This window comes from Candidatus Brocadiia bacterium, from assembly GCA_041658285.1.
In the GTDB taxonomy this organism is placed as follows: Bacteria; Planctomycetota; MHYJ01; order JACQXL01; family JACQXL01; genus JBBAAP01.
In genome coordinates this window covers 31329-44668 of record JBBAAP010000008.1, presented here as the reverse complement: position 1 = coordinate 44668, position 13340 = coordinate 31329, and the positions used below count along the sequence as shown (strand labels likewise).

General features: G+C 51.7%; 12 protein-coding genes. All 12 read left to right on the top strand.

The window, feature by feature from the left end; all coding sequences use genetic code 11:
* Window positions 1–12: 12 nt before the first annotated feature.
* The 12 genes from rpsF to ligA all read left to right on the top strand — a co-directional run bounded on the left by rpsF (window position 13) and on the right by ligA (window position 13213).
* Entirely contained in the window at window positions 13–405 is a 393-nt protein-coding gene (gene rpsF, locus WC980_08015; protein MFA5794989.1) for a 30S ribosomal protein S6, read from the top strand.
* An 18-nt stretch (window positions 406–423) separates the two neighbouring features.
* Complete coding sequence (locus tag WC980_08010; GenBank protein MFA5794988.1) at window positions 424–870, top strand: single-stranded DNA-binding protein; 447 nt, start codon at window positions 424–426, stop codon at window positions 868–870.
* 56 nt (window positions 871–926) lie between these two features.
* Entirely contained in the window at window positions 927–1133 is a 207-nt protein-coding gene (rpsR, locus tag WC980_08005) for a 30S ribosomal protein S18 (protein ID MFA5794987.1), read from the top strand.
* Between the two features lie 31 nt (window positions 1134–1164).
* Window positions 1165–1650, top strand: a complete 486-nt coding sequence (gene rplI, locus WC980_08000) for a 50S ribosomal protein L9 (GenBank protein MFA5794986.1) — start codon at window positions 1165–1167, stop codon at window positions 1648–1650.
* Window positions 1651–1664: 14 nt separating this feature from the next.
* Window positions 1665–3041 carry a replicative DNA helicase gene (dnaB, locus tag WC980_07995; protein MFA5794985.1) on the top strand — a complete coding sequence of 459 codons (1377 nt, stop codon included), beginning with the start codon at window positions 1665–1667 and terminating at the stop codon, window positions 3039–3041.
* Entirely contained in the window at window positions 3022–5520 is a 2499-nt protein-coding gene (gene bamA, locus WC980_07990) for an outer membrane protein assembly factor BamA (GenBank protein ID MFA5794984.1), read from the top strand. The genes dnaB and bamA overlap by 20 nt, the downstream gene beginning before the upstream one ends.
* A gap of 52 nt (window positions 5521–5572) precedes the next feature.
* Window positions 5573–6283 carry an OmpH family outer membrane protein gene (locus WC980_07985; GenBank protein ID MFA5794983.1) on the top strand — a complete coding sequence of 237 codons (711 nt, stop codon included), beginning with the start codon at window positions 5573–5575 and terminating at the stop codon, window positions 6281–6283.
* A 3-nt stretch (window positions 6284–6286) separates the two neighbouring features.
* Window positions 6287–7294 (top strand): UDP-3-O-(3-hydroxymyristoyl)glucosamine N-acyltransferase, encoded by a 1008-nt coding sequence (lpxD, locus tag WC980_07980; GenBank protein ID MFA5794982.1) that lies wholly within the window; start codon window positions 6287–6289, stop codon window positions 7292–7294.
* 59 nt (window positions 7295–7353) lie between these two features.
* Window positions 7354–9087, top strand: a complete 1734-nt coding sequence (locus tag WC980_07975) for a hypothetical protein (protein ID MFA5794981.1) — start codon at window positions 7354–7356, stop codon at window positions 9085–9087.
* A 125-nt stretch (window positions 9088–9212) separates the two neighbouring features.
* Complete coding sequence (locus WC980_07970) at window positions 9213–9767, top strand: DUF1629 domain-containing protein (GenBank protein MFA5794980.1); 555 nt, start codon at window positions 9213–9215, stop codon at window positions 9765–9767.
* A gap of 41 nt (window positions 9768–9808) precedes the next feature.
* A complete protein-coding gene (locus WC980_07965) occupies window positions 9809–10372 on the top strand; it encodes a hypothetical protein (protein MFA5794979.1) in 564 nt (187 codons plus the stop codon).
* Between the two features lie 816 nt (window positions 10373–11188).
* Window positions 11189–13213: an NAD-dependent DNA ligase LigA gene (gene ligA / locus WC980_07960; protein MFA5794978.1), complete on the top strand. Its 2025-nt coding sequence runs from the start codon at window positions 11189–11191 to the stop codon at window positions 13211–13213.
* Window positions 13214–13340: the final 127 nt, after the last annotated feature.

Sequence of the window (13340 nt, the reverse complement as noted above, 5' to 3'; positions counted from 1 at the left end):
AGGAGGAATATTGTGCTGAAAAATTACGAAGCGATGTTTTTGGTGGATCCGCTTCAGGCTGCAACGAATTACAACAAGGTTCGGGAGCATATCCACGGGATTCTGGGCAAGTATGGAGTTAAAATAATCAAGGAAGGGAAGTGGGCTGATCGGACCCTGACTTACCCTATCCGACAGCAGAAAAAGGGCACTTACATCCTGGTTTATATGGAAGGCGAGGCGGACTGCGCTAATAAAATTGAAAATGACTGCCAGTTGTCCGAATTGATTCTTCGCGTTCTGATACTCGAGAAATCAAAAATAGAAATGGAAAAAATAATGAATCGGGCTAAAGCCGAAGCCGAAGCTAAACCGGCTAAGACAGAAGACATCCCGGTCGTAGCGACTAAAGCAACGCACGCGTAAGCAAAACGGAGGAATGATATGGCTTACTTAAACAAGGTTTTTTTGATGGGTAATCTGACCCGTGATCCGGAATTAAGTTACACGCCGTCGGGCGTTCCGATTTGTAAATTCGGCATGGCCGTAAACCGCAAGTATACCACAAAGCAGGGCGAGCAGAAGGAAGAGGTCTTGTTTATTGATATAAATGTCTGGAAAAAGCAGGCCGAAAACTGCGCTCAGTATTTAAAGAAAGGATCGCAGGCTCTGATAGAGGGTAGTCTACAGCTTGATTCCTGGCAGTCCAAAACCGGAGAGAAACGCTCGAAAATAAAGGTACAAGCCCAGACTGTAAAATTTATGGGCGGCGGCTCAGGCGCCCGGTCTGAGACCGGGGCTGGTCCGGCCAAAGAACCTGAACCGGTTGATTCCGAACCAATATCAAACGTTGATGTTCCGGAGGGGCCCGAAGAAGAAGTCCCTTTTTAATATAAAAAACAAGTAAGGAGATTTGTATGTATAGAAAACCATCGCTCAGGCCGCCGATGAGAACCGGCGTGCGTTGTCGGTTATGCCGAAGCAAGACCGCAACGGTTGATTACAAAGATTTGCAACTGCTCCAGAAATTGTGTACGCTTCAGGGAAAAATTATGTCGCGTAAGCGTTCTGGGAGTTGCATTAAGCACCAACGCCAAATTCAGAATGCGATCAAGCTTGCCCGTTTTATGGCGTTATTGCCGTATATAGCTTAGAAATTAGCGGTTCATAAGGAGGTTTTATTGTATGGAAGTTTTACTCTGGCAGGATATCAACAGATTAGGGAAGCGCGGCAGCGTGGTCAACGTCTCGGATGGGTATGCACATAATTATTTATTCCCCCGGCGTTTGGCCAGTTTGCCCAGCAAAGAAAATGTCCGCGAAATGGAAAACGAGAAAAAGCGTTTTGTCCGTACCCAGGAAGACGCCAAAGTTAAGACGGGCGAAATCGCCGGACAGATTGAACAGGCATCATGCACTATCGAGGTCAAGGCTAACGAAGAAGGCGGTCTTTTCGGTTCGGTTTCTCCACAGCTTATCGTGGATGCCCTGATTCATGAGGGCATTACCGGCGTTACCCCCCAGATGATTGAACTGGAGACCCCGATAAAAGAGTTGGGCGTCTACAGAGCTAAGGTTAATCTGTGCGAGGGTGTTTCCGCCGTTTGCCGCCTGTGGGTGGTCGAGGAACATTTGACTGAAAAGAAAGGCTCAGATAAGGGTGCGAAGTAAGGAACATTTCCGATATGGTCACGACAATAACATCTACCCCTGCGCTGGGTGTTGACTACCAGCAGCCTTACGACCTTGCGGCCGAAGCGGCCCTGTTGGGTTCACTTCTGATGGACAATAATATCATGGGCGAGGTTAGCGAACTAGTCCGGCCTCTCAGCTTCTACGACAGCCGCCACCTGATTATTTTCGAGACTATGCGTGACCTCTATGACCGTCGCCAGCCTTTTGATATCATCATGCTTAGGGACGAAATTCAGAAGAAGCACAGCCTGGAGAAAATCGGCGGCGCCGAGATGCTTGTGGCCATCACCGAATCGGTAGCCACTCCGGCTAACGCGCTTTATTACGCCAAGATCGTTCGTGAAAAATATATCCTTAGGCAGATTATTACCGTTTGTACGGATTTGCTCAGGAAAGCGGCACAGGCAAAAGTTGATTCGGAAAACCTTCTTAACGACGCTGAACAGCAGATGCTTAACATAGCCTTCGAAAAAGACAAGGGGTCTTCATCCAGCATAACTGATATTCTTACTCGTGTTTATGATACGATTGATAAATATCGGGAACAGAAAATGATTACCGGTCTGTCCACCGGTCTAACCAGGCTAGACGAATATATCGGAGGCCTCCAGCCCAGTCAGTTCATTATTGTGGCCGGCCGCCCGGGCACGGGTAAATCCAGCTTCGCGTTGAAATTGATGGAAAACATTGGCTTAAAGGAGAATAAGCCGCTGGTTTTATATACGCTTGAGGTAACCGCCGAGCAGGTCGTCCAGAACTTGATTTGTATGGATAGCCGGGTCAGCAGCGGCCAACTGCGCAAGGGGATGATCAGCAACGAAGAGCACACGCGCATTTTACATTCCTGTGCCCGTTACCATGAAACAAAGATATTTGTGGACGATACCTCAGGGCTATCCGTATTTGAACTGCGCAACCGGGTGCGTCGGCTTAAGGTTCAACACGACATCCAGTTAGTCATGGTTGATTACCTGCAATTAATGCGCTGGGAGGACGCCGACAACCGCGAGCGCGAAATCGCCTATGTTTCCAGTTCGCTTAAAGCCCTGGCCAAAGAACTCAAGATCCCGGTTGTGGCTATGGCCCAGCTCAGCCGCGAGCCCGAACGCCGTGACATCAGCAAGCAGCATCCCAAGCCTAGGATTTCGGATCTGCGTGAATCTGGCGCCCTGGAACAGGACGCCGATGTTATTCTCCTGCTTTACCGTGACGAAATGTACAACCCCGATGATGATAGAGTTAAGAATCGCTGCGAAATACTCATTGGCAAACAACGTAACGGCCCGAGCGGGATACCCATCAATGTGGCTTTCCTTAAGGAATATTTCAGATTTGAGAATCCATCCGATGAAGAACAATTTCCTTAATATTATTCTGGTTGGATGCCTGACCGTCGTTAGTTTTTTAGTCTACGGCGAGGTCGGTAATCCTCCGCCGGTGACACCCACGCCGGCAGCTCCGGTTGAGTTGTCCCGTCCGGTGACGCCCGAATCGTCCGCGCCGGTTTCGCCGACCGTTAGCGCGCCGGTAAAACAGACCGCTTCTGAAGAGTCTGAGAAGAAACAGATTATAGATATAGAAATAACCGGACTGAAGAAACTTAATCACGACGCGGTTATGTCCAAAGTCCAGACCCGCACAGGAGACGTTTTTTCTAATGAGCGCTTTGATGCCGATATCCGCCGACTTTCGGAAAGCGGATTTTTCACCAAGGTTAACTGGAGTACTGCTATCGTTGAGGGCGGCGTTAAGATAATCATTACCGTCGAAGAAACCGCTAATATCTATAAGATAAACTTTGAAGGCATCAAAAGCATATCACTCAGCCTGATTGAAAAAGAAATGAAGCTTCGGGTTGACGGTCCGCTGGATACGGCTGCGCTCAAAAGTGACGAAAACCTGATCAGTCAGAAATACAAAGAGGCCGGATACCATTTCGCCGAGGTATCAACCGTTATCGGCGACGGCGAAAAAGGGAAAATTGTCACTTTTTCCATCCGTGAAGGGCCTTATGTCCGGGTTCGAAATGTTGTCATCAACGGCAATGCTTCATTCCCGGTTTATCACGCGTTGCTGTTTTTCCCCAAGCATCCGATACTTGGGCTGATGAACACCCGCGCCCACCACTGGTACAGCCCGGCGCCGTACCAGGAAAAGGAGCTCTACCTGGACCTGGAAAGAATCAAGACATTCTACCGGGGCGACGGCTGGCAGGATGTTGAGGCGTTTATCGAAGATGTCAAGTTCACCGAAGCCAGGGATTGGGTCACCGTGACTGTTCGTATCGAGGAGGGACTCCGTTACTATGTCCGTAATATTTCGGTGTCCGGGAATACCATCGTCAAGACCGATGAAATTATGCCCAAAATCAGGTCCAAAACCGCCCAGCCTTACCAGATAAAATTCATATCCCAGGATATCCAGATGATAAAAACATTGTACGGCAAATCCGGATACATCGATTGCAATGTGGATATTCGGACTCTTTTCCCGTCGCCGGCCGGTACGATAGACATTATTTACGACGTGTCCGAAGGTGTGCCCAGTTATCTGGGTAAGGTATCCATCAGCGGCAACGTTAAGACTCGTGAAAAGGTCATTCGCCGTGAAATGACTATCAACCCGGGCGACCTGATGGACTACGGTGAACTCCGGACCAGCCTGGACCGAATCGGCGCCACCCGCTATTTCCAGAAGTTGGATTACGAAATCGAGCAGACCGACAAGCCCGATATCAAGAACCTTCATATCAAGGTTGAGGAAGGTCCAACCGGCCAGCTCCGGCTGGGCGGTGGCTACAGTTCCAACTACGGTTTTGGCGGCATACTTGAATTCTCCCAGGACAATTTTGATTTATCGCGCACGCCCGACAGTTTCGGTGACTTCTTTTCCAGTAAGTCATTCGCCGGCGGCGGTCAATCGCTTCGGATTTACTGGCAACCCGGCGTTACTACCAGCCAGAGCGGCATACAGTTTACCGAACCGTACCTGTTTAATAAGCCGGTGGAATTATCAGTTCGTTACTCGGATTTCCACCGTAATTGGATAGACTACAACGAAGCCCGGGTGGGTGGCAGTTTGCTTTTGGCTTACCGCATGGGTAAGCACTGGAAAATCGGCGGCGGCCCGCGTTTTGAGGATATTTATATTAATGAAATAGAATCGTCGGCTCCGGCCGTTATTCACCAGATGTCCGGTGCCTCGCAAATCAGGGCGGTAAACGCTTTCTTTGAAGAGGACTATCGCGACAGCTGGTTAGTTCCCTCGTCAGGTTACCGCTGGCGCCTTTCCGACGAGGTTTCCGGCGGCGGGCTGGGTGGCGATTTTAATTTTACCAAGCGCAGTCTGTCGCTTGAGGCTTACACCACCCCGGCCGAAGTATCCAATAACCGGAAAATCATCCTGGGCGGGTTGTTGCGCACCGCGCAAATACAGGAGTTCGGCGATTCCGGCGACGTCCCGCCGTTCGAGCGGCTTTACGCCGGCGGCTACAGCAGCATCCGCGGATTCGGCTTCCACAGCGTCAGCCCCAAAGACGACGGTGTGGCCGTCGGCGGCAAGGTTATGGCCACTCTTAATAATGAGTTGACCTACCCGCTTTACAGTGAGGATATGTACTCGGACCGGCCGCTTGATATTGTCCGGTTTCTGCTCTTTTACGACATAGGCAATGCGGCCGAACGCTGGAGCGAATTGACCTGGGATACCTACCGGACATCCTGGGGCTTCGGTTTCAGGTTCCAGCTGGGTATGATACCGATATCGTTGAGTATGGCTTATCCGATAAAACACCAGCCCGATGACGACCTCCAGCGGATTCAGCTGGATCTGGGCTTCGGGTTCTAAAATACCGATATATATTTAATTGTTTGAATATGGTTGAAAGGAGAAATTCAGTATGAAAAACGGTTATTTAAAAAGTAAGTTATGGACATTGGGTATAGTTGCGGCCATAGTGCTGGCCGCGTTCCTGGGCATATTCTGCCAGAGTGTTGTTCCTCAGGGTAACGCCGAACCGGTTGCCGATTCCGCCGCCGAGCCGGTATCGCCCACCGATGTCGCGCCGGTGCCCCTGCCTGAACCGGTTAAGCCTCTTCCGGCCAAGACCGTCGAAGGACTAACCCTTAAAATCGGCGTGGTTAACGTCCAGGCCGTTTTCGACAAGTACAACCGCACCTCAGAATACACCAAGATAATGGAAAACGAACGCCGGCGTCTGGAACTCAAGCTCGAAGACCTTAAAAAGGAAATCCAAACCCTTCAGGAGGAAATCCAGATGCTCGACGTCAACTCCGAGCTCCGGGCCGAGAAACAGCTTTACCTCAAGGGTAAAATTTCCGAATACGAAAACCGGGTTGAAGCCGGCAATAAGCTTCTCCAGAAGAAGCGCGACGAGCACATAATGAAGATATATAAGGAGATAAAAGAGGTTATCTCCAACTATGCTATGGAAAACGGCTATACCCTGATATTCAAAATAGACCCGACCCTGAACGAGGCCGAGGCCACAGCCAACGCTTCGGAGCAGGTCAATCTTCGGGCCGTTATTTACGCCCATCCGTCGCTGGATATTACCAACATCATAATCAAGGTGCTTAATAAGGAATAGCCCATGGAGACCACGGTTGATAAATTAGCCCGGCTGGTCGAAGGCAATGTTATCAGCGGCGACGAATCCGTTGTTATCCGCGGCATCAACGGCATCAAGGAAGCCCAAACCGGCGACATCACCTTTTTGGCCAACACCAAATATGTGCCATTGCTCAAAACCACCCAGGCATCGGCCGTGCTGGTGCCGGCCGGACAGGCAGGCGGGCTCAAATCATCGGCCGCCAAAAACCTCTGCCTCATTGCCGTGGCCAATCCTGACCTGGCTTTCATCAAGATAGCAGGTTATTTCAAGCCTAGTGATATGAAATTTCCCGAAGGCATTCACGCCTCTGTCGTAGTCGGTAAGAATGTTCGGATTGCTCCGTCTTCTTCAGTCGGCGCCTATGCCGTGCTCGAGTCTGGCGCAACGGTGGGCGACCAGACCATAATATATCCTCACGTCTACGTCGGGCATAATACCAGCATCGGTAAGAATACCGTCATCTATCCCAACGTCTCTATCCGCGAGGGCTGCGTCATCGGCGACAATGTTATTATTCATAGTGGAGTGGTCATCGGCTCGGACGGTTTCGGCTTTACCCAGGTTCGAGGACGGCATTGTAAGATACCCCAGCTGGGCAGCGTGGTCATCGAGGATGACGTCGAAATCGGAGCCAATTGCACCATCGACCGCGCCCGCTTTGATAAAACCATCATCCGCAAGGGCACCAAGATAGATAATATTGTTCACATCGCTCACAACGTCGAAATTGGCGAGAACTGCATCCTGCTGGCCGGCGTGGTCATTGCCGGCAGCGTTCGTATCGGCAATAACGTCATCATCGCCGGGCACGCCGGCGTGGCCGGACACCTGACCGTCGGCGACAACGCCGTCATCGCCGCTAAATCAGGAGTGGTCAAGAACGTCCCGGCCAACACCATGGTCTCGGGCTTCCCGGCCCGGCCGCACAAGGAACAGCTCCGCGAACAGGCGTTGCTTAGTAAACTGATAAATAAGTCCAGGAAGTAGCCCGTCTGGATATTTAGTTGACAATTGCCTGTCAGATATACTATCATATGTCCAGCCCTATGAAAAACCCACGGTTCCAAATAGCGCTTTTCATCCTGCTCGGTCTAGCCGTAGTACTCGGCTGGGGCGGTGTATGCCACGGACGTAAGTCGTCATCGGGCAGCAGCGCTGAGGCCGAGCCGACCCTGGCATCGCCGTTATCCCGGCACGCCGCCAACCCGGTCTTGCAACCGGCCGAATGGTGTGCCTGGGACTGCACCGCCTTCGGGCCCATCGCCGTGCTGGCCGACGCGCCCTATAAGATGTGGTATCTCGGCGCCGGGCCGGGCAACACCGGGCTGGGCTACGCCACTTCCAACGACGGTATCTCCTGGACCAAGAACTCCGAACCGCTGGCATTCCTGTCCGCTTACGACCTGGCCGTGGTAAAAGACTCTCTTACATATAAGATGTGGTATACCAATGACAACGGTGTTTATTACACCACCTCAGCCGGCGGGTTGAGCTGGGCTGCGCCGATCCTGGTGGCCTCCGAGGTCCGGGACCGCTTTGCATTGCTCTACGACGGCGCGGTCTACCACATCTGGTACGATAAATCTGATGCGGTCAACGTCGTGCCGCCGATTTATTACGCCACCTCCAACGACGGCCAGGCCTGGGTTGCCCAGAATAGCGCCAGCCCTGTGCTGACCGACACCCGCATCGCCGGCAACGTTATCCTCGACAACGGCCAGTACCTTATGTGGGTTACCCAGGTGTCGTTATCCGCGGACCGGCTCATCAGCTCGACCGACGGTATTAACTGGTTCACGTCCGATAGCTGGCGCGACAGCTGGCAGGAAAGCTGCGTCATCAAGGACGGGGCGGCCTATAAATCCTGGTACATCACCGGTACATCCACGGCCCTGGTCGATTACGCCAGCTCGACCGACGGCATCACCTGGACCGCTTACAGTTCTAATCCGGTTATCACTTCGACCGCATCGGCCAATCCCGAAAGCCACGGGCTCTGGCCGGGCAGTGTTGTCAAGGATGTTAGCACCTACCGGATGTGGTACGGCTACGCCGGTCACGACGGGGTCGAGCATTTCGGCTATGCTACTTCCACCGACGGCGCCAGCTGGTCTCGCCTGCCCGGCGGGTCGGTAATGAGCCCGACCGCCGGCGCCTGGGACGAGGCCATCGCCCAACCGGAGGTCATAAAGGACGGCCTTACATATAAGATGTGGTATTATGGCACCAGCATTACCGCCACCGGCATCGGCTATGCCACCTCCGTTAGCGGAACCGGTTGGACCAAATACGGCGCCGGCCCGGTGCTGGCCCAGGGCGCAACCGAGACCATTTACGGTTTCAGTGTCTATAAAGGCGGTGACGGCACCTACAATATGTGGTATCACCAGACCGATAACAACACCGGTCGGGTTGGGTTCCGTTACGCCTATTCCACCGACGGCATTAATTGGACCAGGGATAGTAACTGGGTATTGGAGCCGGCCGCCAGCTGGGACACATATATGTATCGGCCGGTGGTTATAGCCGACAACGCCGGTTACCGGATGTGGTACGGCAGTTACAACGACCAAAAAGGCTATCGGATTAACGAAGCCAGCTCGCCCGACTGGTTCAACTGGACCAAATTAGGCATGGCGCTGGAAAAAGGCTCAAGCGGCGAATGGGACAGCTATATGGTCGAGCCGGTCTGCGGGCTCAAAGACGGGCTGGTATACAGGCTCTATTATACTGGTACCGACGCCAAAGGCTACCGGCGCGTCGGTATAGCCACTAGATAATTAGTGCCGGTTCGAGTACAACGAGTTACCCGGTGTAGATGCGACGGACATCAGGGATTATTGGGAGTGGGAACAGTCCTGCATTCGGTATAATATCCGGCAGAAATAATCAGGAAAGGTGGTCTATGAATTATTATCAGGTAGTAGATGATGATATGCCCGGGATATTAGTTACTGACAAAGAGGATTTCTATGGATTTGATGAGTGGGAGCTTACTCGTATTAAATTCATTGATAACTGGAACCCTAAAATAACCCTATATTCCTGTTATGATGGACGACCTCAGGCTGCATGGTCTCACTCTTCATGGGAAGTAGCCTCCCCGGAATTAATCAAGGCATTCAAGGATGCGGATATTCAGGGAATACAGTGGCTCCCTCTGCGTATCATAAGGATGGATGGCAAAGAACTTAAAGGGTTCCACGCGATTAATATCCTTAATTCTTTCAGCGCCTACGATGTGGTTGATTTTCCCATGTGTTACCCTCCGGCCACCAAGAAAATTAAAGATTTATGGCATATTGTGCGGTATGCTTTTTATGAAGACAAAATAAAACAATTTGATATCTTTAGATTAAAAGAAAAAAAACTATGGGTATTTGTATCACAGAAGATTAAGGATATATTCAAGAAGAACCGATTTGACGGATGGGGTTTTACCAAAGTGCCAACCACGTAATTAAACAGATAACTAAACCGCTATTTAGCAAAGGAGTGAATATGAGTATAATTAATTTAATGAAGAAACTCCCGCAGCATTTGAATTCCGATAATTTTGACAAGAGTTTGGAGGAGGTAACTAAAGCCCTGCGTGGGATGCCTCTATCTCCGTTTCACATTGTGCTGGATGTTGACTTTACCAATAACCCTGCTGATATTGCCGGACACTTTGACAAATTCCTAAAAAGAGAAAAGAAAAGATATAAAGTATCCGCAGTTTACACGGAAACCAATGGCTTTGATATTAACCCCAAGTGTTGGTATTTTGATGTCTTTGCCTACGAATCATACGGCGGGCATAAGGACTATGAATGGATATCTGATTGGCAATCTGATGATTTTGACCAGATGATACTTACAGGGATGGAGAAATTACAGAAGGTATATGCTTCCGGCGCTTTCAGGGAGGATAAATACCAGGATACTATAGAAGTTGTGTCGCTGATTGTAGTATTAAAATTTCAGAAACTGATAAAAAACTCTGTACCCCTGATGAAAGAACTTAAATGTCCGATTCTGGCAACCGGCCATGAATACGATTACATGTATGAATTTGATAAATAGTGGTGTTCTTGTGTAGATGCGACGGGTTTATAGTGAGCCTCTTCCTTTCGGAAATATTCAGGGTAAACGGGAATATTTATCCTGAGTATTCTTGTAGATGCGACACACATCGGGGAGGGTAAATAAAAGACAATAGACCACGGACTATAGACCATAGGTCGCCGAAGCATCCCATAGTGACAAAAATTGTCATCACTCCAGTAGACAAAAACCGTTTTTTAACTTTCCTTGGTGCGGACTAATACTTTTACAGGCGTGAATTAATACTCTTACTGATGTAGATTAACACTCTTACCGGTGTAGATTAAGAGTATTACTGTACGGGAAGGCCGGATTTGCCATCCCGGATATCTAAAAACCCCGGGGGGGATATACCCCTAGGGGGGTCCTCCCCGGAGGGAGTGGGGGGTGGGGTATAGGGGGTGACCCTTGGCCGCGGGGCGTCTGTCCGTCCAATCCGGCGGGCGTTACCCCGGACCGGATAGAGCCTAGCCCAACGCCGTGAAGAGCGAAGCCTCCCCCTTCAGGGATAATCCTCGTAGATAAGGATTGGCTTCTTAGTCGTCTCAGTTCCGAGTTCACGCCGGGCCCGCTAAGAATCCAGGTCCAGTCGGCTAAGATTCATAGTTCGGTTGGGAACGAGTCCTGGTGTAACTCCGGGGATTGTCCGGGGACGCCGTGAACAGTCCCCGCGGCATCCGTGATGGCTGTCCGCTGGGGAAAAACAAATAAATTGGGAGTATTTGCTGATTTTAGGCCAAGCGAACCATTGATTCTTTTGACATATCCGCCTAATTAGGTATAAAAATCTTAATTATGCCGGATAAATCAGCTTCAGTAGAGAAACGCCTGGCCGAACTGCGCGGGGAAATCAACCGCCATAACCATCTCTATTACGTGCTGGACGCGCCGGAGGTTTCGGACGCCCAGTATGACCGCCTGCTCCGGGAGCTGACGGAGCTGGAGGCCGCGCATCCGGAATTAATCACGCCCGATTCGCCCAGCCAGCGGGTCGGCGCCAAACCGGCCGCCGAATTCAAGACCATCGCGCACTCTCTGCCGATGATAAGCCTGGAAAACGCCATGGATGAGCCGGAGATGGATGCCTGGTACGAGCGGCTGGTCAAGGACCTGCGCGGCAAGAAGCCGGACTTCATCTGCGAGCCGAAGATAGACGGCTCGGCGGTGGAGTTGGTATATGAAAAGGGAGCGTTCAAGAACGGCTCGACCCGTGGCGACGGCCAGATTGGCGAGGACATCAGCCAGAACCTCAAGACCATCAAGAGCATTCCTTTGAAGTTAATCAGCGGCTCGGCGCCGGAATACCTGGAGGTCCGGGGCGAGGTGTTCCTGCCGCTGGCCAGTTTCAACGAGCTCAACCGCCAGACGGTCAAGGACGGCCGGGAGCCGTTTGCCAATCCGCGCAACGCCGCGGCCGGTTCGCTCCGCCAGCTTGACCATAAGGTTACCGCAACCAGGCCGTTGGACATAATGATTCACGGGATTGGTAAAATTGATGAAGCTTGGATTAACGGCATGAGGTTAAAAACACCAATGACTCATGAGTTGGTTATGAAACTGTTATCCCAACTGGGTCTAAAGGTCATCAAGCTCAGCCGGCACTGTGCCGACCTGACGCAAATAAAGGAATATTACCGCGATATGCTGGCCCAGCGCCAGTCTTTGCCATACGAGATAGACGGCGTGGTCATCAAGGTCAACGATTTCGGGTTGCGGAACGAGCTGGGTTTCCGGGCGCGCAGTCCGCGCTGGGCCATTGCCTATAAATTCCCGGCGCACGAGGAGACCACCCAGCTGTTGGACATCCAGGTGGGCGTGGGCCGGACCGGCGCGCTGACCCCGGTGGCCGAGCTCAAACCGGTTTACATCGGCGGGGTGGAGGTGTCGCACGCTACTCTGCATAATCCGGACGAAATCAAGCGGCTGGACCTGCGCATCGGCGACTGGGTGGTGGTCAAGCGGGCCGGCGATGTCATTCCCAAAATCATCAAGGCCGTCGTGTCCAAGCGGACCGGCAAGGAGAAGCCGTTCGTTATGCCCGGCAAATGTCCGGCCTGCGGCGCTGGCGTGGTGATTGAAACCGATGAGGTCATCCCGCGTTGTCCGAACGTTTCCTGCCCGGCCCAGGTTAAGGGCAGTATCGAGCATTTTGCCCAGCGCGAGGCCATGAACATCGAAGGGCTGGGCGATAAGCTCATCAACCAGATGATAGACAAGGCCGTCATCAAGAACGCGGCGGACCTGTATTTTCTGTCCAAGGCCGACATAATGAAGATGGAGCGGATGGGCGACAAGTCGGCTCAGAACATCATCGAGGCCATCGACCGTTCGCGCCGGACGACTTTGCCGCGGCTGATATACGGGCTGGGCATCAGGCACGTGGGCGAGGCCACGGCCCGGCTGTTGGCCGAGCATTTCGAAGAGTTGGACCGTCTGCGCGACGCCGAATTGGAAGAGCTCCGGCAGATACCCGAGGTCGGGCCGGTGGTGGCACAGAGCATTTGTGATTTCTTCCTCAATCCGGCTAACCTTAACCTGATTAAGCGGCTTGAGGAGGGCGGAGTGATAAATGAACCGGTCAAGAAATCCGTTGGCAAGTTATCGGGTTTGACCTTTGTATTTACCGGCGAGATGTCCAAGTACTCGCGGCCCCAGGCCAAGGAGCTGGTGGCCAAACTGGGCGGCCGGACGTCCGAATCAATCAGCAAGAAGGTAGATTACCTGGTCACCGGAGACAGTCCCGGCTCGAAGCTGGACCAGGCCCGCAAGCAGGGCGTCAAGGTCATCGACGAGGCCGGGTTCTTGAAGATGGCGGAGTAGACGATAGACTACAGACTATAGTTCATAATCTATAGTCTATGGTCTTTAGTCTGATTGATATTAGATTAATCTTGCATTATGCTGATGGCGGATTAGGATATAAATAATGGGTGTTATTATTACTCTG

Excerpts from the sequence above, each read along its gene's own strand:
- ligA (MFA5794978.1), top strand. The coding sequence starts at position 11,189 with ATGCCGGATAAATCAGCTTCAGTAGAGAAACGCCTGGCCGAACTGCGC.
- WC980_07965 (MFA5794979.1), top strand. The coding sequence starts at position 9,809 with ATGAGTATAATTAATTTAATGAAGAAACTCCCGCAGCATTTGAATTCC.
- lpxD (MFA5794982.1), top strand. The coding sequence starts at position 6,287 with ATGGAGACCACGGTTGATAAATTAGCCCGGCTGGTCGAAGGCAATGTT.
- WC980_08010 (MFA5794988.1), top strand. The coding sequence starts at position 424 with ATGGCTTACTTAAACAAGGTTTTTTTGATGGGTAATCTGACCCGTGAT.
- dnaB (MFA5794985.1), top strand. The coding sequence starts at position 1,665 with ATGGTCACGACAATAACATCTACCCCTGCGCTGGGTGTTGACTACCAG.
- rplI (MFA5794986.1), top strand. The coding sequence starts at position 1,165 with ATGGAAGTTTTACTCTGGCAGGATATCAACAGATTAGGGAAGCGCGGC.
- WC980_07985 (MFA5794983.1), top strand. The coding sequence starts at position 5,573 with ATGAAAAACGGTTATTTAAAAAGTAAGTTATGGACATTGGGTATAGTT.
- WC980_07970 (MFA5794980.1), top strand. The coding sequence starts at position 9,213 with ATGAATTATTATCAGGTAGTAGATGATGATATGCCCGGGATATTAGTT.
- bamA (MFA5794984.1), top strand. The coding sequence starts at position 3,022 with ATGAAGAACAATTTCCTTAATATTATTCTGGTTGGATGCCTGACCGTC.
- rpsR (MFA5794987.1), top strand. The coding sequence starts at position 927 with ATGAGAACCGGCGTGCGTTGTCGGTTATGCCGAAGCAAGACCGCAACG.
- WC980_07975 (MFA5794981.1), top strand. The coding sequence starts at position 7,354 with ATGAAAAACCCACGGTTCCAAATAGCGCTTTTCATCCTGCTCGGTCTA.